This is a genomic window from Helicobacter mehlei (assembly GCF_007280785.1).
Classification (GTDB): domain Bacteria; phylum Campylobacterota; class Campylobacteria; order Campylobacterales; family Helicobacteraceae; genus Helicobacter; species Helicobacter mehlei.
Window position 1 is genome coordinate 1 of sequence record NZ_VKGC01000023.1, and the last position, 22,129, is coordinate 22,129.

25 protein-coding genes and 1 tRNA gene are annotated in these 22,129 nt (G+C 45.3%); 5 read left to right on the top strand and 21 right to left on the bottom strand.

Annotated features, from left to right (window positions below):
• Positions 1–455 precede the first annotated feature (455 nt).
• The 3 genes from FNE76_RS06915 to FNE76_RS06925 form a co-directional block, all read right to left on the bottom strand.
• Entirely contained in the window at positions 456–1,853 is a 1,398-nt protein-coding gene (locus FNE76_RS06915; RefSeq protein ID WP_120948423.1) for a multiheme c-type cytochrome, read from the bottom strand.
• Between the two features lie 30 nt (positions 1,854–1,883).
• The gene (locus tag FNE76_RS06920) at positions 1,884–2,480 is read right to left on the bottom strand and encodes a cytochrome c3 family protein (protein WP_235852379.1); all 597 of its coding nucleotides are present in this window, start codon (positions 2,478–2,480) and stop codon (positions 1,884–1,886) included.
• A gap of 195 nt (positions 2,481–2,675) precedes the next feature.
• Positions 2,676–3,287, bottom strand: a complete 612-nt coding sequence (locus tag FNE76_RS06925) for an XRE family transcriptional regulator (RefSeq protein WP_120948421.1) — start codon at positions 3,285–3,287, stop codon at positions 2,676–2,678.
• Between the two features lie 155 nt (positions 3,288–3,442).
• Here FNE76_RS06925 and FNE76_RS06930 point away from each other — a divergent pair, with 155 nt between their 5' ends.
• Positions 3,443–3,664, top strand: a complete 222-nt coding sequence (locus FNE76_RS06930; protein WP_120948420.1) for a tautomerase family protein — start codon at positions 3,443–3,445, stop codon at positions 3,662–3,664.
• Here FNE76_RS06930 and FNE76_RS06935 read toward each other — a convergent pair.
• The 16 genes from FNE76_RS06935 to tatB form a co-directional block, all read right to left on the bottom strand.
• Positions 3,661–4,674 (bottom strand): TerC/Alx family metal homeostasis membrane protein, encoded by a 1,014-nt coding sequence (locus FNE76_RS06935; protein ID WP_120948419.1) that lies wholly within the window; start codon positions 4,672–4,674, stop codon positions 3,661–3,663. The two genes, FNE76_RS06930 and FNE76_RS06935, sit on opposite strands and share 4 nt — an antisense overlap.
• Positions 4,675–4,685: 11 nt before the next feature.
• Entirely contained in the window at positions 4,686–5,447 is a 762-nt protein-coding gene (locus FNE76_RS06940; RefSeq protein ID WP_120948418.1) for an ATP-binding protein, read from the bottom strand.
• A 209-nt stretch (positions 5,448–5,656) separates the two neighbouring features.
• Complete coding sequence (locus tag FNE76_RS06945; RefSeq protein WP_120948417.1) at positions 5,657–6,490, bottom strand: urease accessory protein UreD; 834 nt, start codon at positions 6,488–6,490, stop codon at positions 5,657–5,659.
• A gap of 2 nt (positions 6,491–6,492) precedes the next feature.
• The gene (gene ureG / locus FNE76_RS06950) at positions 6,493–7,092 is read right to left on the bottom strand and encodes an urease accessory protein UreG (protein ID WP_120948416.1); all 600 of its coding nucleotides are present in this window, start codon (positions 7,090–7,092) and stop codon (positions 6,493–6,495) included.
• A 21-nt stretch (positions 7,093–7,113) separates the two neighbouring features.
• Positions 7,114–7,791 (bottom strand): urease accessory protein UreF, encoded by a 678-nt coding sequence (locus tag FNE76_RS06955; RefSeq protein ID WP_120948415.1) that lies wholly within the window; start codon positions 7,789–7,791, stop codon positions 7,114–7,116.
• Between the two features lie 4 nt (positions 7,792–7,795).
• A complete protein-coding gene (locus FNE76_RS06960) occupies positions 7,796–8,326 on the bottom strand; it encodes an urease accessory protein UreE (protein ID WP_120948414.1) in 531 nt (176 codons plus the stop codon).
• Between the two features lie 9 nt (positions 8,327–8,335).
• The gene (locus tag FNE76_RS06965; RefSeq protein ID WP_120948413.1) at positions 8,336–8,923 is read right to left on the bottom strand and encodes an AmiS/UreI family transporter; all 588 of its coding nucleotides are present in this window, start codon (positions 8,921–8,923) and stop codon (positions 8,336–8,338) included.
• A gap of 193 nt (positions 8,924–9,116) precedes the next feature.
• Positions 9,117–10,826 carry an urease subunit beta gene (ureB, locus tag FNE76_RS06970; protein WP_120948412.1) on the bottom strand — a complete coding sequence of 570 codons (1,710 nt, stop codon included), beginning with the start codon at positions 10,824–10,826 and terminating at the stop codon, positions 9,117–9,119.
• A 15-nt stretch (positions 10,827–10,841) separates the two neighbouring features.
• A complete protein-coding gene (gene ureA, locus FNE76_RS06975; protein WP_104640777.1) occupies positions 10,842–11,546 on the bottom strand; it encodes an urease subunit alpha in 705 nt (234 codons plus the stop codon).
• 163 nt (positions 11,547–11,709) lie between these two features.
• A tRNA-Ser gene (locus tag FNE76_RS06980) sits at positions 11,710–11,797 on the bottom strand.
• A gap of 37 nt (positions 11,798–11,834) precedes the next feature.
• On the bottom strand, positions 11,835–12,218 hold the full coding sequence (locus FNE76_RS06985; RefSeq protein WP_120948411.1) for a hypothetical protein: 384 nt from the start codon (positions 12,216–12,218) through the stop codon (positions 11,835–11,837).
• On the bottom strand, positions 12,212–12,430 hold the full coding sequence (locus FNE76_RS06990) for a PP0621 family protein (RefSeq protein ID WP_006017449.1): 219 nt from the start codon (positions 12,428–12,430) through the stop codon (positions 12,212–12,214). The genes FNE76_RS06985 and FNE76_RS06990 overlap by 7 nt, the downstream gene beginning before the upstream one ends.
• A complete protein-coding gene (gene rsmG / locus FNE76_RS06995; protein WP_120948410.1) occupies positions 12,423–12,962 on the bottom strand; it encodes a 16S rRNA (guanine(527)-N(7))-methyltransferase RsmG in 540 nt (179 codons plus the stop codon). Before rsmG ends, FNE76_RS06990 begins: the two co-directional genes overlap by 8 nt.
• Complete coding sequence (gene queA / locus FNE76_RS07000) at positions 12,959–13,987, bottom strand: tRNA preQ1(34) S-adenosylmethionine ribosyltransferase-isomerase QueA (RefSeq protein WP_120948409.1); 1,029 nt, start codon at positions 13,985–13,987, stop codon at positions 12,959–12,961. The genes rsmG and queA overlap by 4 nt, the downstream gene beginning before the upstream one ends.
• Positions 13,987–14,688, bottom strand: a complete 702-nt coding sequence (tatC, locus tag FNE76_RS07005; protein ID WP_120948408.1) for a twin-arginine translocase subunit TatC — start codon at positions 14,686–14,688, stop codon at positions 13,987–13,989. The genes queA and tatC overlap by 1 nt, the downstream gene beginning before the upstream one ends.
• Positions 14,675–15,085 (bottom strand): Sec-independent protein translocase protein TatB, encoded by a 411-nt coding sequence (gene tatB / locus FNE76_RS07010; RefSeq protein WP_120948407.1) that lies wholly within the window; start codon positions 15,083–15,085, stop codon positions 14,675–14,677. The genes tatC and tatB overlap by 14 nt, the downstream gene beginning before the upstream one ends.
• A gap of 152 nt (positions 15,086–15,237) precedes the next feature.
• Between tatB and rpoD the strand changes: the two genes are divergently transcribed.
• The 4 genes from rpoD to FNE76_RS07030 are packed head-to-tail and all read left to right on the top strand — an operon-like array spanning position 15,238 to position 20,279.
• Positions 15,238–17,112 (top strand): RNA polymerase sigma factor RpoD, encoded by a 1,875-nt coding sequence (gene rpoD, locus FNE76_RS07015; RefSeq protein ID WP_120948406.1) that lies wholly within the window; start codon positions 15,238–15,240, stop codon positions 17,110–17,112.
• Positions 17,109–17,564, top strand: a complete 456-nt coding sequence (locus tag FNE76_RS07020) for a low molecular weight protein-tyrosine-phosphatase (protein WP_120948405.1) — start codon at positions 17,109–17,111, stop codon at positions 17,562–17,564. Before rpoD ends, FNE76_RS07020 begins: the two co-directional genes overlap by 4 nt.
• Positions 17,557–18,861, top strand: coding sequence for an SH3 domain-containing protein (locus FNE76_RS07025; protein WP_120948404.1), 1,305 nt, complete (start codon positions 17,557–17,559; stop codon positions 18,859–18,861). Before FNE76_RS07020 ends, FNE76_RS07025 begins: the two co-directional genes overlap by 8 nt.
• 56 nt (positions 18,862–18,917) lie before the next feature.
• Positions 18,918–20,279, top strand: coding sequence for an FAD-dependent oxidoreductase (locus tag FNE76_RS07030; RefSeq protein ID WP_120948403.1), 1,362 nt, complete (start codon positions 18,918–18,920; stop codon positions 20,277–20,279).
• 13 nt (positions 20,280–20,292) lie between these two features.
• Here the strand turns inward: FNE76_RS07030 and FNE76_RS07035 are convergent, their stop codons facing one another.
• Both FNE76_RS07035 and FNE76_RS07040 read right to left on the bottom strand, forming a co-directional pair.
• The gene (locus tag FNE76_RS07035; RefSeq protein WP_120948402.1) at positions 20,293–20,715 is read right to left on the bottom strand and encodes a hypothetical protein; all 423 of its coding nucleotides are present in this window, start codon (positions 20,713–20,715) and stop codon (positions 20,293–20,295) included.
• Between the two features lie 107 nt (positions 20,716–20,822).
• Positions 20,823–21,929 (bottom strand): Cj0069 family protein, encoded by a 1,107-nt coding sequence (locus FNE76_RS07040; protein WP_120948401.1) that lies wholly within the window; start codon positions 21,927–21,929, stop codon positions 20,823–20,825.
• Positions 21,930–22,129 lie beyond the last annotated feature (200 nt).

The following is a 22,129-nucleotide window of genomic DNA, read 5'->3' on the forward strand; positions in this document are numbered from 1 at the left end:
CCCCCCCCCCCGCAAAAATACCCCACCCCAAAAAAAAACAAACAAACCCGTTTTTCAAAAAACAAAAACCCCACCCCAACCCCCCAACAACCACCCTTGCACCCGGTTTTTTCCGGGGGGGGGTCCCCCCCCCCCCCCCCCGCAGGGGTACACACCCGCTCAGTGTTTTAGCAAAAAGCATGGGGGTTTTTGGGTTGGTTGTTAGGAAAATATCACTGAATTGCTTGGTTGTGGTGTTGCGCCCTTTACCAGAGGTTGGGGCTTTAGATAAGAGTTGGATCGGGAAGAACAAAAACATAACTTTGAAAACGGCTTTTGATTGTAACATCGATGGCTATTTTAGCAAAATGGAGAATATTTTGAGACAAATCGCCCCCGCCCCTCCAACCTTTAGGGTCTTCTGTTACTCTTGGTAGCTTATTTTAAGAAAATAAGTGCCCAAGCTACACACCCCATCAATCCTCGATCTTATTGGTTTTGAGGCGTTTTTCATAGATTTTACGCAATTTGCGGATATCTTGTTGTACCTCAAAGACCCCATGCCAGTGGGAGAAATCCGGACCACCCATGATACCCCCTTGGCGCATACGGCGACCCTCATGGTGCCAGAGGTGATACATGGTATTTTGGAATTCATCAGCCCACATGTCTTTACCCAACAAGTTCTTTTTAGCCAATTCCTCTTTCATCTTCACCGCCTCTTTCCAATACTCATTGTAGAGCAAAATATTCTTGTCGGCCATGGTGAAGAAATTATCAATGTGTGTAGAATTATGGCAATCCATACAACCCGCTTTCATCTCAGCACGCGCAGCCTCTGGACCTTGAGGGTTACCTGCAAGGGGGTTACCATGCGTGATTTTGTTTTCAAATTTGAAAGCATCGCTAGCCGTTTCATACCCCCCAGTTCTAAGCTCGCTTAAGGGCATGAACAAATTCCATTTTAAACGGCGACTCACATTGTGGGTAACCGCACTCTTAGAGTTTCCGCTCATATGGCAGGTCGCACAGGTGGGGGCTCTAAAGTCAGGAACTTTCCAAGTCCCCGGGGCAGCATCAAAATTCCATTTGTTGCCCTCAGCATTAAAGATATGCCCGTGCATGGAGTTGTTGTAAATCTCAATATCGGGGTGATCAGGACCCAAGTGGCAACTCGCACAGGCAGCTGGTTTTCTAGCTTCCTCTAGACTGAATTTATGCGCGCTGTGGCAACTAGCACAATTGCCCACAGACCCATCGGGGAAGGCGGTGCCAATCCCATAGGTAGGCCATGTCTCGGGGGTGGGTCGTCTGTGTTTGTCTAATTTGATGATAGAGCCATGGCATTGGATACAGCCGGTTGCCTCTGGAGCACGCCCTAAATCCGGATGCCCTCTACCCTCGACTAGACGCATCAAATCGCGCATGCTCTGTTTGGCAAATACTTGCACCGCACCCCTAGCATGCCCGCTGTGTCTAAACTCCTCCACCTCTTTTTCATGGCACTTAGCACAGGTATTTGTGGAAACAAGCACAGAGATGGGGATTTTAGAACCATGGTGGCCATCCATGGTAAGCATGGGGCTATCCTTGGTAACACTATGGCAATCAATACAGCTCACGCCTGCATGGGCATGGCGACTCATCTTCCAATCAGCCACAATCCCGGGAGTCTCCTTTGCATGGCATTCGATACAGCCCTTAGCTTCAGCTCCCAAGTTTCTAAAAGTCTTTAGGGGCAACTGCACATCCATCGCATTATTGACACTTGTCCCGCCTCCATTGTGTTGTGTCTTGTGTGTCTGTGCAGACAAGCTCCCGAGCACTGCACAAACGACTAAGACCAATGACTGGCATTTTTTAACCACACGCATGGTTATCTCCTATGATCAAGTTTGACATCTTCACTCCTTTGTTTGGGATTTCGTTGCTTTTGTGCCCAGTTTAGGATTGGGAATTGTTGAGAGTTCCTCTAGACTCATCTTTTTCCCATCGACAAGAAATGCATTGGGATAGGGCTTGTAGTTTTCTTTCAAGTACTCTTTCAAGTGTAAGCCCAAGTTTTTATGCCCGACTTCATCTAAATGGCATTCTACACATTTTTTTTGACTCAATCCATTGAAGTAGTCTCGGTGGGGCAGAAAGGCTTTCATGTTGGAGGAAGTGGCATCCTTGAGATTGGCATGGCAACGCAAACAGCCTGTGTCAAAGACATATTCTTTTGCTCTCTTTCTGTTCTTCTCCCAATCAAATTTTTTAGGGTCTTTAAAGGTGTTGCCATAAACATCTTCAATGCCTAAAATGCTTTTGCGGATAAAATAATTCAACACATTGTCATGGGGTAAGTGGCAATCCACGCAAGCTGCTTGAAACCCCACGCCATTTTTGCCCCCATGTTTGTCCAAATGGTAAGAATTGAGCTCAGGTGTCATGATATGACAGATTCCACAAAATTTATCATCCCCAGTCCATTCCACCGCCTGCACGGTCAAAACGCTCAAAACGACCCCCAATACGCACCCCCCCACGAAGATCCAAAATACGAAATATCTCCTGATTCTGAGAGCCTCCAAGACACCCATTGACTTCCCTTGCAGTTTGGAACTATTTTGGGAATTATTGCACAGCAAAGCTAACGAAAAAAACACAAACGTAAATAAAATAATGGATATCTTAAATTCCCCTCCACTATCGTTCTATAAGCTGAAAGTGTGCAAAACCCCCACCACTCTCCCCAAAATCTCAATCTCATCTAAGGATTGCAAAATAATAGGCTGATAAACCGGATTATCGCTAATCAAAGACACTTGCGGGCGTTTGCAAAGCCGTTTGACATAGTATTCACTATCCAAATTCACGACATAAACTGCCCCTTCATAGCGGGTGTCGTCATTTTGGAATAAAAGCAAATCCCCTTCCTTGATGAGTGGCTCCATAGAGTTCCCCACTGCTTGTAACAAGCCCAAATGATCAGTAGAGGTGATCCCAAAATGTTTTTTGAGAAAAGATCGGCTCTGTGGGAGAAAAACCATGTGATTGCCCTCTTGATTCTTGGACATGCCAGCCCGCATATCCTTAAAATAGGGCACCATGACAATATCTTCAACCTCCCTATGAGTAGATGTGAAAAAATGCAGATCGGTATTGAGAGCACTGGCGAGCTTTTCTAGGGTATCTAGAGTAATATTACTTTTTTGCTCACTCTCATAGCGCTTGATGCTTTGCAAACTCACGCCACACTTGAGTGCTAGCTCTTCTTGAGTTAAGTTGTTTGCATTTCTAAGTTGTTTGAGCTTCTCCTTTAACATTTCACTCTCCTTTACACCAAAATATCTCTCGCTTATAGCATAACATAGTTAATAATAAGAAAAACCAATATTGAGATAGGGTTTTATCTCGCAAGCTTTAAGTCTATTTGAGGAAAGTATATGTTAGGATATTCGCAAAAATGGAAAGGAAATTGATGCCATACATTAACATTCGTATCTCAAAAGAACATGGGGGAGCTAGCGCAGAGCAAAAACGCGCACTCATTAGCGGGGTTACCGATTTGGTGGTGGATATATTGGGCAAAAAGAGAGAAGCTACAATTGTGATCATTGATGAAATCCATACTGATAATTGTGGCTTGGGCGGGGAGACCATCACCCGATTAAGGCACACACCCCCCGAACAAAAGGACTAAGATTCTTTGGGTTTGAAAAAGCTAAGGAGCACGCCCGCGCCCAGCACGCCTAAGACGATGTAGAGGCTGAGGGTGGGGCTGATCTGCAAACCAAAACCGAAGAGGTGAGAGGTAGCATCTAAAATGAGCTTAAGGCTGATAAAGCCTAGCACCACGATTACACTTTTTTCCAGATAGACCAAATAACCCTTTAGCACTTCCAACACAAAATAAAGGCTACGCAAGCCTAAAATCGCAAACATCATTGCACTGTAAATGATCAAAGGTTCTTTGCTCACCGCAATCACAGCCGGTACGCTATCAAAGGCAAACATCACATCGCTAAGCTCAATCACGGCCAAGCACAGAAACAAAGGGGTGGCGATGATCTTAGCCTTGCTGAAGGCACTCTGGTGGTGTAAAGCATTCACTTCGTGAGAATCTAGGTTTTTTTCAAGCACGTCTAAGCGCTCCTTGCTCACAAAAAAATCATGCCCGATAAGTTTTGGATAAACCGGGAAAAATTTATGGACCAATCTATAGGCAAGGTGTTGGGAGTAATCCTCGCCTTGTTCTTCCTCTTCTTTGTTTTGGTTTTGAATCATCACCACACAGCTATAACCCACTAGCAAGCCAAAAAGAATCTCCACATACGCTGATAGGTGCAATAATCCCGCCCCGATCAAGACAAAAATCAACCTAAAAATAATCGCGCCCAAGATGCCATAATAAAGCACGCGGTGGCGGTAAATTTCGGGCACTTTAAACCACGAAAAAATCGCCATCATCACAAAGAGATTATCTACCGATAGGGCTTTTTCTAACACATAACCAGTTAAAAATAAGGAGGCATTAGTTTTACCATCATGGATGAGCAAATAAAGCGCAAAAAGCAGGGCAACCCCCACCCAAAAGAGCGACCACAGAGACGCACTTTTAAGCGTGATGGTCTGATCTTGGCTGTGGGCTTTCAAGTCAATGAGCAGGGCTACCACCATGAAGATTAAAAAAACAAGCAGATCGGAGAACATGGGTTGTCCTTTTAAGTATCTAAAAATGCCCCATCGCTAAAGCTATTGGCATGCACATTGCAAAAGGCGTTTTTGAGTGAAGTGAAGAGAGTAGGGTTATTTCTCTCCATTTCTTGTAAAAAGTTCTTGGTGGCTAGCCTTGCAATAGGGGGTTTGTCTGAGTCGGGCTGTTTAGCTGGGCAGTTGCAATCCGGGGCGGTGGGGATATTTTGGGAGTACACAAAGTCAATACTCTGGCGTTCTCTAATGTGGATCAGCGGACGGATCACAAAAAGCCCATTTTCAGCCTTGTAAATGGGGGGCATGCTACGCAAACTCCCATTATAAGTAAAATTCATAAAAAAGCTCTCCACCGCATCATCCAAATGGTGGGCGATGGCTAGCTTGTTGTAGCCATGTTCTAGGGCATAGTTGTAAAGTACACCCCGGCGCATGCGCGAACAAAAACTACAATATGAGCTTTTTTCACGCCGTTTTTCTCTGATCGTTTGGGCGATATTGGTATAAAGAATCTCATGGGGGATATTTTGTTCTAGACATAGATCGCTAAGCCACGCCAAATCCTCTTTAAGTCCATAATGCACCGTAGCGGCTTTAAATTCAAATTTAAAGGGGGCATGGGCTTTCATGCGGGCTAACAAACAAGAGAGTAAAATCGAATCCTTGCCCCCACTTAGTCCCACCAAAATGCGATCGCCCTCGCCAATCAAGTTATAGGTGGCATTGGTGCGCCCAACAATATTTAAAATTTTCTTGCTAATGTTATAAGACATGATTATCCTTTATTATCAAATAGCCACCACTTCTCAGATCAGGTATTTCCAAATCCCCCATCTAAGACATGCTAACACAAAGAATCTAAATATGGGGCTTGGGTGGCTAGTCTTTATTGGCTGTTTTGGAAAACCCAATAATGGAGGATTTTGAGTCTAGGTCGTGTGGCAAACGCTGAGGCTTTGACACAGAGCACCCTAAACCCCGCTCAACTCTCCATGCGTTCTAAAAGCAAAAGTGAAATGCGTTTGCGCAAGGCTAATAAAGGCTCCGAGCCATTGGCTAGAGCCTTGAGGCATAGGCTATGATAGCCCTCTGGCAATCTAGTGGGCAAGAGGCTCACCCCGGCATTGATCTGTGCGCTCTCCAGCAACTCTAAAAGATCCTCTAATTTTAATAGGCGCGTTAAAAAAATCCCATTCAAGTAATGCGTGTAATTGCCAAACATGCACGGGTTTCTTAAATCCATGCTAGTGGGTTCTAAAATCGTGTTATCTAAAAAGACACTTCTAAGAGACTCGCCTTCCTGGGTAGAAATTTTGAGCGTAGAGTGGATTTTATGGAAGGCAAAAGCCTCGCCCATCGCAATGCGCCCAGCCGTGATGATCTCGCTGTAAAGCAATTGGGCATTTGGGTGCAACACAATATGGCTATGATTTTTAAAATGCGCATTGGCAAAGGGGATAATGGGTAGGGGGGAGAAGTCTAGCAAAGCGTTTTGGTGGATATGGATTTGGGTATTGCGGCTAGCATACCCATCCTCAGTATCTTGGATCTTCTCAAAACTTTGAGACGAAAGCTCAAGCCGGCAATTTTCCCCAATGTCCATTTGAATCTCTTGGGCATCTCCTTTGAGCATCCCCGGGCTGACAGCGATCAAGATGATCTCAGCCATGTTGCCTTTTTCATAGAAAGGGGGCATGAGCTTAAAGGGCGGGCTAAAGTAGTTATCGGCGATCACGCACTTACCATTTTGTCCGATTTTGGTCCTCAAATAAAGCCTAGAAGCTTGGGCGTAGCTGGTGGGGTGTTGCACTGCCAAGTTTAGTCCTCTAGCAACGCGTATTTTTTAATCCAGCCAATCACATGATCTAAGCCCTCTTTAGAGCGGATATTGGTGAATAAAAAGGGTTTTTCTCCACGCATTTTCTTAGAATCGCGATCCATCACGCCCAAATCTGCTCCCACATAGGGGGCTAGGTCAATTTTATTGATGATGAGCAGATCGGAACGGGTAATGCCCGGACCCCCTTTTCTAGGGATTTTATCCCCCTCGGCCACATCGATCACAAAGATCGTGAAGTCAGCTAGCTCGGGGTTAAAGGTGGTGGAGAGATTATCCCCGCCACTCTCAATAAACATCAACTCAATATCGGGGAATTTGGCATGCAATTCTTCCACTGCTTCCAAATTCATCGATGCGTCCTCTCTAATGGCGGTGTGCGGGCACCCCCCCGTCTCTACCCCAATGATCCTCTCTCTGGGCATCACAGAGTTTCTACACAAAAACTCAGCATCCTCTTTGGTGTAGATATCATTAGTGATGACACCTATGCTGTATTGTTGGCTCATTGCCCTAGTTAGGGCTTCAATTAAAGCCGTTTTGCCACTGCCCACAGGACCACAAACACCGATTTTAACCATGATTTTCCTTTGCTAGATGGATTAAGACATATAAAGTCTGGAGTACAAATGCTCGTGTTGCATCGCCTTGATGTCGTTTTGGATACTTGCTGCGCATAGATGGCTTGCGTCTAAGCCCTCTAAAGTGGCGAGCAGGGTTGTAAAGCTCTCTTGTAGGGCTAATAAAATGCGTTGCCCGTCATTTTGGGCTAGGGGGATGGTTTTGACACAATTAATCACCATATTAGAGCTTTGCGCATAGAGATAGTGTTTTAGACCAGCCTCTAATCCCAATCCCAAGCAGGCACAGAAGACTCCATAAGCACTTGCATGGGTGGGGGTGGTGCTTTTTTGCATGTAGTCTTTAAAAAATGGACTCAGGGGGAGATCCAACACGCCAATAGTCTTTAAAAAACGATTCCCCAATTTTTGGTTGGCACTACGCAATTCTAAGGGCGGGGTGGCTAAACAAATCTGCTCCTCCATCTCCAAAATTAACTCCAAATCCTCTTGATTGGCATAGCCATAAGCCAATTTGAGAGCTAAGAGTTCGGTATATAAAAATTGGGTAGAGAGATAAGCACGCATGTAATCAAGTGCACTCTCTTTGTTAGAAACTTCCTTGTGCTGGATATAGGTTTCTAACCCGAAGGAGTGGGTGTAACTCCCAATGGGGAACATGGCATCATTCACTTGGAGCAATAAAAAATCTTTTTGCATGGACCTACTTTTTCATCACGATTTGCAAATCAGGAGCACTTTTAAACTTCAAAGGCGCACCGCCCTCCTGCAGAGGATCGGCATGGGGCGCGCTCACACTGATGCGTTGCGAGGCATCCAATTTGCTTTTTAAAACCTCATAGCGTAAAGCTAATTTGTCAAACAAGACCTGCAAGGGCCTCTCAAATGGGGTTTTAAAACTCAAAGGGCTATCCCCATAGTAAAGCGAAGCATGGCGATTCCCCACTTCATAGCACAAACGAGCCACCTGTGCCGTGCTATCAGTATAGACATGGAGGGTGGGAGTGGGGATAATGTTGATAGCAATCAGGCTTGTGGCATCTTCAAAGAGAATATCCCCATCGCATAAGCCCATCTTGGGGGGGTTTTTGAGCTTAAGAACCAACTCCGCACCTTTTTGTGAAGTGAAACGCCCCATTCTCTTTTGGGCATCAAACCACTCCAAATCGATAAAATCTAGCTCCTTAGAGCTACCCCCCTCCTTTAAATTCCCTAAAATGCTTTCTATGCGCAAAGCTTGACCTCAAGACCAGTGTTGGATGAAGAGCAACCAAGCGGGAATCCAAGCGGTGATCACGCCTTCGATGATGGCAAGCCATGGGACAAATTTGCCTAAGCTTTTGCCCAGTGCACATTCAATCCAACCAGTGAGCCACAACACGCCCCAAGCGAGCCAAATAAACGCCCACCAATCACCCTCGGTAATGCCCAAAAGGCGGTGATCATCAAGCGCATCTGAGTAGTGGGAGAGGATCGCTGCGGGGATGGTGTTGATGGTAACAAACAAACAATACCACCCATAAGGCTTCCAATCCAAATTATAGATGTTGTTGATCGCCGCATACATATAGGTGAAACCGAATAACAAGCCAGTAGCAGGTCCATAGAAGTTAATCAAGTGGTGAGATACTTGAGCGACATCCTCTGCACCTGTTACTGCGGGTGTGGGGTTGAAAGTGGAATAGACGATGGCAATCACATTACAGATGATGGAAAGCCCGCCTACAAACACATTCATCACGGCCTTGCTTCTAGCATCGACATTGGCAAGCCCGCAAACCCCGTTGCTAATCAAAACGATTGCAACATACAACAGCACAAGTCCTAACATGACCATCCTTTGGTGAAAATTTAGAGTTTCCTATCGCCCCCATCACGCACGCAAAACCCCCAAAACAAGTGCTGTAGGCTGTGGCGAAAAAAATTCTCTTGACTTCATTATAAACCAATAAAGTAAATCGACTCCCCCCAACAATGCCAAAAATCAAAACAGAAAACCCCCTCCATCCCTCCTTAAAAAAGACCTAGAACAAGTTGTAAAGTTGTGCTAGGCTGATTTTGTCTGCTGCTTTAGAGGTAACTTCCTTACCATCTACTTTCACTTTGTAGGTTTCAGGATTGACCTCAATGTGAGCGGTCACATCGTTGAATTTGAGATCTTTTTTGGTGATGTTGCGGCAGTTTTTAACTGGCAAAACCACTCTTTGCAAGCCCAATTCTTCCTTGATGCCGTTGTCATAAGCCACTTGGGACACAAAAGTAATATTGGTATCAAATTTGGCTTTGCCATGGTGGCCAAACATTTCGCGGTAATACACGGGTTGGGGAGTGGGGATAGACGCATTAGCATCGCCCATTTGAGAAAGCGCGATGAATCCGCCCTTAATGATCATGTTGGGTTTAATGCCAAAGAAAGCGGGGCTCCAAAGTACCAAATCCGCAAATTTGCCCACTTCTACAGAGCCGACATATTCAGAAATGCCGTGTGCAATGGCAGGATTGATGGTGTATTTGGAGATGTAGCGTTTAATGCGGAAGTTGTCATTATCGCCTTTTTCCTCAGGCAAGCGACCAAATTCTTTTTTGTTTTTGTCCGCTGTTTGCCAAGTGCGTGTGATAACCTCGCCTACACGGCCCATGGCTTGGGAGTCAGAGCTAGTAATAGAGAAAATCCCCATATCGTGGAGTTTATCTTCAGCGGCGATTGTTTGGGGACGAATCCTAGAATCAGCAAATTGGACATCTTCTTTGATGTTTTTATCCAAGTGGTGGCACACCATCAACATATCCATGTGTTCGGCTTCTGTATTCACGGTGAAAGGGATGGTGGGGTTGGTAGAGGCTGGTAGGATATTAAATTCGCCAGACATTTTAATGACATCAGGAGCGTGTCCCCCACCAGCACCTTCAGTGTGGAAAGTGTGGATAGTGCGCCCAGCAATGGCTTGCAAAGTGTCTTCCACACAACCCGCTTCGTTCAGGGTATCGGTGTGGATAGCCACTTGCACATCGTATTTGTCAGCCACATTCAAGCAATGGTGGATGGCTGCAGGTGTACTACCCCAGTCTTCGTGGATTTTAAAGCCAATGGCTCCAGCTTCGAGTTGATCAACTAGGGATGGTTCATAGGATACATTCCCTTTACCTAGATAGCCCAAGTTCATGGCATATTCTTCAGAAGCGCGGAGCATGGTTTTGAGATTCCAGCGTCCTGGAGTGATGGTGGTCGCATTGGTCCCATCAGCAGGTCCTGTTCCCCCACCAATCATGGTTGTAATCCCGCTAGCAAAGGCAGTTGGGATTTGTTGGGGAGAAATAAAGTGGATATGGGTGTCAATCCCACCGGCTGTAACAATCAAACCTTCGGCAGCCAAAGCCTCAGTAGCAGGACCCACGCAAAGATTGTTGCAAACGCCATCTTGCATGTCTTTATTACCCGCCTTGCCAATGCCATGGATTTTGCCGTTTTTAATGCCAATGTCAGCTTTGTAAATGCCGGTGTAATCCACGATCAAGGCGTTGGTGATGACTAAATCGAGCTCATGGCTACTAGGGCTATTGGTTTGCGCCATCCCATCGCGGATGGTTTTACCGCCACCAAACTTAATTTCTTCGCCGTAAGTGGTGCAGTCATGTTCGACTTCTAGGATTAGATCGGTATCACCCAATCTCACTTTATCGCCCGTAGTGGGCCCGTACATAGAAACATATTCTTTTCGAGAAATTTTTTTCATCGGATTGTCCTTTCCTTATTTTTTGTCGCAACCGCAATTAACAACGCCAAAACCATGTTCTTTGGCGCGCTTCAAGGCAAGTTTTTTGCCATCGGTATCGGCTTGGCGATCCACTAGAGAGTTAAAGCCGTAAATGCGTTGGTTACCACCAATTTGAATCAATTCCACGGTTTTCTTCTCACCGGGTTCAAAGCGCACAGCAGTTCCAGAAGCAATGTCTAAGCGTTTGCCATAGGCTTTTTCGCGATCAAATTCGAGAAGCTTATTAACTTCAAAGAAGTGGAAGTGGGAGCCCACTTGCACAGGGCGATCGCCTTTGTTATGCACTTCTAAAGTGATGGCTTGTTTGCCCGCATTCAAAGTAATGTCTTCGTTTTTCAAAATCACTTCACCGGGAGCAAGTTTATGCCCACCATCTTCAACGGGAGTGTGGATGGTTACCAGTTTTGTCCCATCAGGGAAATTAGCTTCAATCCCCACTTCGTGGATCATATGGGCCACACCGGGCATGACATCATCAGCTTTGAGCAAAGTCCTGCCTTCTTGCATCAAATCTGCTACACTTTTCTTACCCGCACGCGCTTCTTCCATCACATGGGCACTGATGAGAGCCACCGCCTCGGTATAATTGAGCTTAACGCCATTCGCTTTGCGTTTTTTAGCCAATTCGCCCGCATAATGCAACATGAGCTTGTCTAGCTCTTTAGGGGTCAATTTCATCCTAAACTCCTTCTACCAAATTTGTATTATTGAATAGCTAGGCTACCAACGGGACGGATTCTAGTCTGTTTTGGCTAACCTTTGTTAATATCTTGGCATGCCAAGATAATATTATTTATTCTAAGTTGATCTTATTTGTCAAAAATATAAAAATAGGGGAAAATGGCGGAGAGAAAGGGATTCGAACCCTTGAAGGCTCGCACCTTACACGCGTTCCAGGCGTGCTCCTTCAACCACTCGGACATCTCTCCAAGAGGACTATTCTAGTCTATAAAGGCTAAAAACACTCTAAAGCCACAAAAAAGACTGGAACACCGCACCATCTAAACGCAATTTGAGCACCTCTTCTAATTCTTCCTCCCGCTCAATCACTTTTAAAATACGCGCATCTAGTAAGTAGTCATTAGCAATGCTTTGACACTCTTCTAGTTGGTTTTCTGCCAAGATATACGCCGGTTTAAAATTAGCCATTAAGGTACACTCTAAAGGGTTTTGCACCCATACAGCGTATTTGACACCTTGATCGCTACAATGCTTAGAAAGTCCAAAAGCGTCTGTATTATAGGTTTGGAAAAAGGGGATCGTGTGGCTAGGTACTTGGGCGATCGCCTGTATATCAGCTACGCATTTAAAGGGCATGCAGGGGATTTTAGGGTGTCCAAAAACTAACATGAATCCCCCTTTTGCAAGCACGCTTGGCAACAATAAGCACGCCCATTGCTAAAAAACGCCTCTTGGCTGGAAACATAGGTTTGGCAATGCGCGCACTCTAATAGGCTCTCAATTTGGGAAGGATTAGAAGGGCGGGGTTTGCTCTTTTTGGGGCGCAAAAAGAGCCAGCAAATCCAGCCAATGATGAGTAGGGGAATCAATAACCTAAGCAAAATCTCTCCTTTGGGAGTAAAAATAAACCCGTTTGCCATATACATGGCATTCGCAATCAGCACAAGCGATCTCGGTGCGCAGATGGCTACCCTTGTAAAATAAAAAATGCCCCTGCTCCCTTAAAAAGGGCGCGCTTAGGGCGATCAAATTTTGGGCGTTCATCAAGGCTCTAGAGGTGATGAGATCGACCAACACACTTTGGGGGCTTAATGCTTCGATCCGCATGCGTTGGATTTCTAGGTTATTCAAGTTCAAGGCAATCTTCACATGGTGTAAAAAAGCCACTTTTTTAGCGTTGGGCTCCAACAGAATAAAGCGGGCATGGGGGCAAGCTAGACTTAAGGGGATGGCTGGAAAGCCCGCCCCACTCCCTATATCTAAGCAGGACCTAAAGGGCTGGATAAAGTCCAAAACTTGCAAGCTGTCTTGGATATTGTTCTTAATGTCTTGATGGCTTTTTGCACCGCTCAAATTATGCACACCCCCCCACTCTAAAAGCAAATGGGCAAATAGGTCTAGTTTAGCCCTCATAAGATCAACATCCCATCGCCATAAGAATAAAAACGATAATGGTGTTCTATGGCAATTTTGTAGAGTTCTAGGCATTTGTCCAAGCCCACCATAGACGCGACCAACATGATTAAAGTTGATTCAGGCAGATGAAAATTAGTCAGTAGGGCTTGGGCGTGCCTAACGGGATTGCCTGGGTGCAAAAAGAGATTGCAAGGTTCAAGCCCAAAACCCCTTTTGTAATGCTCCGTGGCTCTTAAAGCAGTGGTGCCCACACATAAAATGTAGGGGGCATTGTCTAGGGCCTCCCCCGCTTGTGGGGATACCTGCACAAACTCGGCGTGCATGGGGTGTTGCCTGATATCCTCACTCTGTACGCTTAAAAAAGTCCCCGCCCCCACATGCAAGGTGATAAAAACATGCCTAAAGTTCTTTAATAAGTGGTTTTTTGCGCTCTGTGAGAAATGTAAAGATGCGGTGGGCGCAGCAATGGCTCCGGGATATTTAGCAAAGACGCTTTGGTAATCTTGCAAATCTTGCACCTCATCAGAGCGTTTTAAATAAGGTGGGAGGGGCACATGCCCTAAGAGTTCCAACATCTCTAAAACCCCTGCCCATTCTAAAAACCCCTCTCTCTCCTTGATAAAACGCACCAAGCGCATGCCATTTTCTAACACTTTTTGCACTTGGACACAATACCCATGCCTTAAATCAAGTACCAAACCTGCACGCACTCTCCCACGCATTTGCACCATACAGTCCAATAAACCTTGAGGCTGGTGGATCAAAATCTCTACTGGTTTGCCCTGCTCTTTGTACCCATAAAGGCGGGCCTTGATCACTTTGGTATCATTGAGAACCACAAGGGCATTGGGGGGGAAAAAATTAAAGATTTCTTTAAAAGTTGTGTGGGTGAGTTTGTCACTGGTGCGTTCATAGACCATTAATTTAGCCTCTTCTTTGGGACTAATGGGGTGCGTCGCGATCAAGTGTGGTGGCAAATGGTAGGTATAGCTCGTGCGCAAGAACTCTCTAGGGACGGGCATTAGAGTTTGGAAGCGGGATTAACCCATTTGGCGATTAAAATAGAGAGTCCATAGAGTCCAATGAGGGGGAGTGCCATTAGGACCTGACTCATCACATCGGGGGGGGTGATGATGGCGGCGATGATAAAGATCACCACAATGGCATATTTGAAGTAATTTTTCAAACTTTCATCGGTGATCAAACCCACTTTGGCTAAGAAAAACGCCAAAACCGGCAATTCAAACGCAATGCCAAAACCTAGAATCAAACGGGTAAAAAAGCTCACATAGCTAGAAGCAGAGATATTGGCCTCAAAAACCGCATTCCCAAAGGTAGAGAGGTAATTGATCACAAAGGGGAAGACAATGTAGTAAGAAAATGATGCGCCTGCAATAAACATCAAAGTTCCAAAGAAAACAAAGGGCAAAACCACCTTTTTTTCATTTTTATAAAGCCCGGGAGCGATAAAAAGCCATGCTTGCCAAAAGATCACGGGCATGGACACCACTAAAGCAGCAAAAAAACTCACCTTGATAGCCACCATGATTCCCTCAATCGGGGAAATCTGTATGAGCTTACCATGGTAGGAAGCTTTGATCCACTCAAAAATAACCTGCCAAAAATGGAAACACAGCCCGAAGGTGACTACTAAAACGGCGATGGAGATCAGCAGGCGTTTGCGTAAATCTTGTAAATGGGGTTTGAGATCATCTAGGAGCATCGGGGGGTTTTTTCTCCAAACTCACTTTAGGTTTCTCATCAGCATGCACCTCCTCAGCCAAACTATCTAAGGGGTTGTCTTTGGCAATGCTTTGGGTGATTTCTTTGAACTCTTGCAACTCCTTGATCTCCTTGACCTCTTCTAGTTCCCTTTTTAAAGAGTTTTGCACATTCTGCGCGCTTTCTTCAAAATATTTTTTGTATTCCAAAGACTGTTGCCTAAGTTCCTCGATGTGAATCTCCTTATCTAGAGTCTCTTTAGCATCACTGAGCGTTTTTTTAACCGCACGGAAACACTTAACAATATCCACTAAAGCCTTAGGGAATTTTTCAGGTCCTAAAAAAATGATGGCGACCACAAGCACGACCAATAACTCAAAAAAACCCATTCCAAACATGACCTGATTATAGCATATTACTCGATAAGATGAGCACCTCTGTATTAATTTGTTTGTAAGCTAAAATTAAATATAATACGTGCGTTTTTCTCTTTCTAAATTGTTGCTGTGGCGTTGGTGCGCCTACTCCAAATTGTATAGGATGTTTGAACATGGAAAATGCTAACCACAAATCTACCAAAAACCCCCATAAAATTCAAGAAGAGCTAGAACAACTCTTCCAAGAGAGCGACTCTAGTGTTTCTTATGAGCGCATTGTGGATATTATCCAAAAAATCCCCACGCTAGCACAGATCAAGAAGATCAAGGATTTGGCACTCAAATACCACAAGAGTTTCATACACTCCTCAGAATATGCGCTCACTTCTCTCCACTCTATGGAAAGAAAAACGACACGCAAACGATCCAAAGCCTTAGAAGAAGAGGAGGACAGCCTTGACTTTATCAAGGAAAAGGAATTGCACGAGTGGTCTAGGAGCGATAGTCCCGTGCGGATGTATTTACGCGAAATGGGCGAGATCCCACTTTTGAGCAAAGATGAGGAAGTGGAATTAAGCAAACAGATCAAGCTAGGCGAAAACATTATCTTAGATGCCATCTGTTCTGTGCCTTATTTGATTGACTTCATCTATGGCTATAAAGAGGCGTTGATCAATCGCGAAAGACGAGTCAAGGAGTTGTTTAGAAACTTCGATGACGAGGAGAGTGCGACCAAGAAAGACGAGGAAGTTGAGATGGAGGAGGGCGAAGATGAGGAAGGCTTGGAGGTGAAAAAAAATCTCTCCGAGAAGGATAAAAATCGTGTTGAAAAAGTCTTGGAGAGCTTTAAAGCCCTAGATAAGGCCAAAAAAGATTGGCTCAAATCGCTCAACACTCCGCCCACTTCTCAAGAGGACGAGCTTTTATACGCCTTGACTTTGGCCTATAAACGCCGTGTGTTGAAAGAAAAGCTCTACGACCTAGGACCCACAAGCAAGCTCATCAGCGAATTGGTCAAAGCAATGGAAACTTCACTTAAAAGTGGGGATGGGTTTGAAAAGGAACTCAAACGCCTCGAATACAAGCTGTCTTTGTTCAATGAAAGCCTTATTGAGAACCACAGAAACATTTTAAAGACCATCACCACCATGAGCAAGGAGGAGATTGCTAGCATGGTCCCAGAGGCAACCATGATCAGCATTTACATGGAGATTAAAAAGCTCTTCCAAACTAAGGAGGCGAGCGAAGATGGCTTTGATTTAGAACCTAGCAAACTCAAGGAGATTTTAGAGCAAATCAAGCGGGGCAAGCTCATTTCAGATAAAGCCAAAAACAAAATGGCACGCTCCAACTTACGCCTTGTGGTGAGCATCGCCAAACGCTACACCTCCCGTGGGTTGCCCTTTTTGGACTTGATCCAAGAGGGTAATATTGGTTTGATGAAGGCGGTGGATAAGTTTGAACATGAAAAAAATTACAAGTTTTCCACTTACGCCACTTGGTGGATCAAACAAGCCATTAGCCGTGCAATCGCCGATCAAGCCCGCACTATTCGCATCCCCATCCACATGATCGACACCATCAACCGCATCAACAAGGTCATGCGCAAGTGCATGCAAGAAAATGGCAAGGAGCCAGATTTAGATTTGGTGGCCAAGGAGGTGGGTTTGCCTTTAGATAAGGTCAAAAATGTGATCAAAATCACTAAAGAGCCTATTAGCCTCGAGTCGCCGGTGGGCAACGATGATGATGGCAAATTTGGGGACTTTGTGGAAGATAAAAATGTGGTCGGCTCGATGGAACATATCATGCGTGAGGACTTAAAAGCCCAGATTGATGGGGTGCTCGATCAACTCAACGAACGCGAAAAATCCGTGATCCGTATGCGCTTTGGTTTGCTTGAAGACGAGAGCGATCGCACGCTAGAAGAGATTGGCAAAGAGCTCAATGTTACGCGCGAGCGGGTACGCCAAATTGAGAGCAGTGCCATTAAAAAATTGCGTAGCCCCCAATATGGGCGTTTGCTCAGAAGCTACTTGCGTATATGAAACCCCAAAGCCTCTTATTTTTATGTTTGGGCAATATCTGCCGTTCCATGTTGGCACGGGGTATTGCACTTGAGCTGATCCAAAAGCAACAATTAAATTTAAAAGTCGATGGGGCGGGTATTTCTAACTACCATGAGGGCGAACATGCCCACCCACCCATCATTGCCCTAGCCAAAAGGCATGGCATTGATTTAACTCCCTTTAAAAGCAAACCCATTACCCAAACCTTAGCCACCCGTCATGATTGGATCATTGCCATGGATACAAGCAATGTCAAATCTCTAGGCACGCTGGGCATCACCCACCCCCACATTTACAAATTAGGGGACTTTGGACTAGGCGGAATAGACATCCCCGATCCTTACACCTTCACCCAAGAGAAAGATTTAGAGCAGGTCTATGGGCTCATCACTCAGGGAGTTCAAGAACTCTTAAAGCATTGCCATGCCTAAAGTTTTGCTCCTTCTTGTGGTATTTTTAGCAGGAGCATTGGCCCATGATGGGGTTTTATTGGATTTAATCAGACTCCCCCAAAAAGCGACCTATTACCTCCCCAAACACGCCCTACCCATTCCCTCTAAAGCCAAACTCAAAAAAGCGTATTTGGAGCAATGGTATGCCCCTTGGGTGGATATGCCCGTGATGGATACTCATGAAGTTTTTTGGATGCTGGATACTTTCAGTGCTTTGGGTTTTGGCAAAGATGGCAAGCCCAATGACCCCGTACGCATGCAAGCTCTCTATGAAAGTATGGACATCCCCCACTACCCCAGCACCGCCCTTAAAGCAGTCATTTTAGCCGATACCAGCGTACGCGCTGTGCCTACTGATGAGCCTTATTACCGCACCAAAGATGGTTACCCCTTTGATCGCTGGCAAAATTCCTTTATTTTTGCCGGTACACCCGTGCTCATCACCCACTACAACAAGGAACGCACTTACGCCCATATCCAAAGCAGTTTTGTTTTTGGCTGGGTGCGTGTGGAAGACATTGCTCCCATCAAACCCCAAATGATCCAGCAAGTGATGCGTTTTAAAGAATACCTCACCCCTTTACGCGACAAAATAGCCCTCTATGATCAACGCAGGAACTATCTAGCAACAGCGCACATGGGTGAGATTTTCTTAAAAATCCCCAATACTTCTAGGCAGGTCTATATCTACAAACAAGATCAAGAGGGTTATGCGTATCTGAGCCCGGCTTTTGTCAATCCCAAAGATTTTACCCCCTTTCCCCGTCCGCTCACCCAAAAGACTATGGCGACCATCATAGACACCATGCTAGGGCAAAAATACGGCTGGGGGGGAGCGCATCAAGACCGTGATTGTTCGGCTTTCACGCGGGATAGCTTTGCTAGTTTTGGGATTTTATTACCCCGGAACTCTCTAGCCCAAGTGCAGTATGCCAAAAATGCCATCGACCTTAGCCACATGTCTGCACATAAAAAAGAAGCCTACATCATCAAACACGCCACCCCCTTTGCGACCATTCTTTGGCTCAAAGGGCATATCATGCTCTATCTGGGTACGCGCCACAGAAAAGCCATCGTGGCGCATAATATTTGGGCAATCTCTGTGCCCAAGCACCGCAAAAAGACCCACATTTACAACATTGGTAAAGCAGTGATCACAACTTTAAGACTGGGCAAAGAACACAAGGACATGTTTGCACATTCCAAACTCCTAATCGATCGGGTCAAGGCGATGTCCGATCTTTATGATTATAGCTTAAAGCTGGTGGTGTATTGATTATGCTAAATATAATATGCTAAGATCGGGCTTTTTAATTCAAATAAAGGACTTACATGAAGCGGGATTTTGATGTGGTGATTGTGGGGGGCGGGGTGTCTGGTTGTGCCCTACTTTGGACGTTGAGCCAATATACAGACCTAAAAAAAATCGCTTTGGTGGAGAGAAGAGGTGGTTTGGCTAAGGTGAGCTCGAATGCCAAAGCCAACTCCCAAACTATCCATGACGGTGCGATTGAAACCAATTACACCGCCCAAAAAGCCAAGAAAGTTAGGCTTGCAGCTGAAAAGCTCAAAAATTACGCCCTCAACAAAAACCTACAAAATACGGTTATCTTTGAAATGCAGAAGATGGCAATTGGGGTGGGTGATAAGGAATGCGCCTTCATAACCAAAAGGCATGAAGAATTTCAAGAAATTTACCCTGGTCTCACTTTTTTTGATAAAGCCAAGATCAAGCAAATTGAACCCAAGGTGATTTTGGGCGAACAAGGCCTAGATCGCCCCGAAAATGTTGTTGGGAGTGGTTTTGAGAAATATTGGTGTGGTATGAACTTTGAGTTATTGAGCGAGAATTTTGTTCAAGAGGCCATGAAAATCCACTCCGAAAACCATGTCTTTTTTAACTTCAAAGTGTCCCGCATTGAGTCGTGCATGGATGACGAATGGGCGGTGATCTCTACAGAGGGAGATGAAATCTATGGGAAGTTTGTCCTAGTTGATGCTGGGTCGTATTCCTTGCCCCTAGCCCAGTCTATGGGCTATGGTTTGGAACTGGGTTGTTTGCCTGTAGCGGGGAGTTTCTACTTTGTACCCGGCAATTTGTTGCGTGGTAAGGTCTATACCGTGCAAAACCCCAAACTCCCCTTTGCAGCCTTGCATGGCGACCCGGATGTGTGGATCAAAGGCAAGACCCGCTTAGGACCAACAGCTTTTGCGATGCCTAAATTAGAGCGTAATAAAAATCTCTTAAAGGGTGTGAGTTGGGAGCTCTTCAAAATGGACTTTAACCCCGATGTAATGGGGATTGTCTATGATCTTTTCTCAGAAAGAGACATCCGCAACTATGTCTTTAAAAACTTGGTCTTTGAATTGCCCTTCTTTGGCAAGCGCAAGTTTTTACACGATGCGCGCAAGATCATCCCCTCACTCTACTTGGGCGATCTGCAGTATGCCTATGGTTTTGGGGAAGTACGCCCCCAAGTGCTCGATCGTACCCGCAAAAAATTAGAATTAGGGGAAAAGAAAATCGTTACTGGTCGGGGAATCACCTTTAACATGACTCCCTCCCCGGGCGCGACCAGCTGTTTAGAAAATGCGCTCAAGGACGCTAAGGAAATCGCCGAATATTTGGGTGCGCATTTGGATGTTGAACGCTTCTACGAAGAACTATCTCCTGAGGAGCTCAAAACCCTTTAAACTCTAAGAGGGGTTAGTAAATGGTGATGTGTTCGGGCTTGCAAAAAAGCACAAGCTCCTTGCCATTTTCTAGGCGATAAAGCTCAATGGAGCCTTGATCTAAGACAAAATCCACGCTACAATCATCTAGATGGACCTCTATGCGTTGCATATTAACTTCCTTGCGGTCGGGTTTAATAGTTAAAATCCGTCCGGTAAAAGCCATAGGGTCTAGCTTTAGGTGCTGGCTAAAATTAGGAATCAGCATAGATATGACCTTAAGGATGATGGTGATATCATCATCAACTTGACAATTTTCGACATCTGCAATGGGGCATTTGGCCTGCACCACAACATCTTTGGTTTCAAAATGCACTCGATAGTTTCCCTGCCCCCTCTCGTGCAAAGAGATTTTGCCCCGTATGCGGTTTTTAACATAAATACTATTGCTAGCCATAATTTCCCTTATTTTAAGATCATGATTGGAGGTTTCGTCCATTTTACCACAAACAGATCAATATACAAGCTTACTTTTTAGGCACCAACCCCTCCAATTTACCTAAATTAGCCTAGTTTGTCCTCAAGAATATCGATAATCGTATTAGCCACTTTGCGCGCGGTTTTGTCCAAAAACTCTACCGGGGTGGTAAAGCCCACGCAAGAACAATTGATTTCGCCTAGAATGTATTTGTCCTTGCCATGTTCATCCGTGTCTAAAATGAAATCGGCTGTCCAAATCAGGGGCAGGTCATAATTGCCCAGTTTGGTTTGGATATGGGGGAGTTGCCTTAAAAAGTAATGCACGAGCTCATCCCATTGCTCTGGCTTGTCATAGCGGTACTTTGCCCCACTAAAGAGAGTGGCACTAAATGCGTCCGCCCCTTCAGCGGGTTTTTTATGCACCACATAAATGGGGTGTTTGTAGAGCATCAGAATGCGAATCTCGCCCTCTTTAATGCGGGGTAAAAAGGTCATATCCACCAGCATGCCGTTATCCCCAACTAGGTATTTTTCGCAAAAATCCATAAATTCGCCCAATTGACGGTGTTCTACATGGTTATCCACCGCTTCAATGCATTTAATTTTGGCATTTAGGGGGACTTCACTCACTCCCGCAGGCAGAGGCTCTTCTAGTTGCACGTGCCAAATGCCCTCACCAGTGGAGCCACGGTTTTGTTTTAACACCCGTTCGCCCTTAGCGAGGGTTTTAGGGAAAGTCTTTTTGAAATCGTGTTTGTCCGCCCAAGTTACCCCGATGCGCTTTGCCTCCTCTTTGTCATAATAGGCGTAAGTGTCATCGGGCACTAGCTCGGTATCGGCGAGTTTGGTGAGCGCGTCCTTTGCTCCATAACCAATCATCGCATCTGGGTGGGGCATGCCAACCACGCCATGGTCGCAGAGTTTGCGCAAGAGATCAAAATATAGTTTCTCTTCTTTCAAATTGCCCGGATTGACCCGTGAAACATAGGCATCTGCCACCTTTTGCACATATTCGTAAATGCCCTGTGTTTTTCCGCTATCTTTTAAGATTTCATCGGTGAGTTGCACCACTTCAGCCTGCCAGCCAAGTTTTTTTAGATAATCTATCATGGGCATGGTGTCGCGTCTATGCCCGTCTCTACCCTTATCTGTGCCACCCACAGCCTCAAAAAACACTACATGCTTTTTCATCATGTCCTCCAAAAAAGATTTTTGCGGCTAATCCGCTAGTGCTATTGTAGCATTTTGAATCCAAGCCACGCTCAATCTCTAGGGTTTTTCTCCCAAAAGCTATGGCAACTCATTGCCCTTTAGGGTACCCCAGACAATAACTCTTTTGGGATATGGTAATTTAAAACCAAATTTTTAAGAGCGTCTGTAAAGGTTTGCAC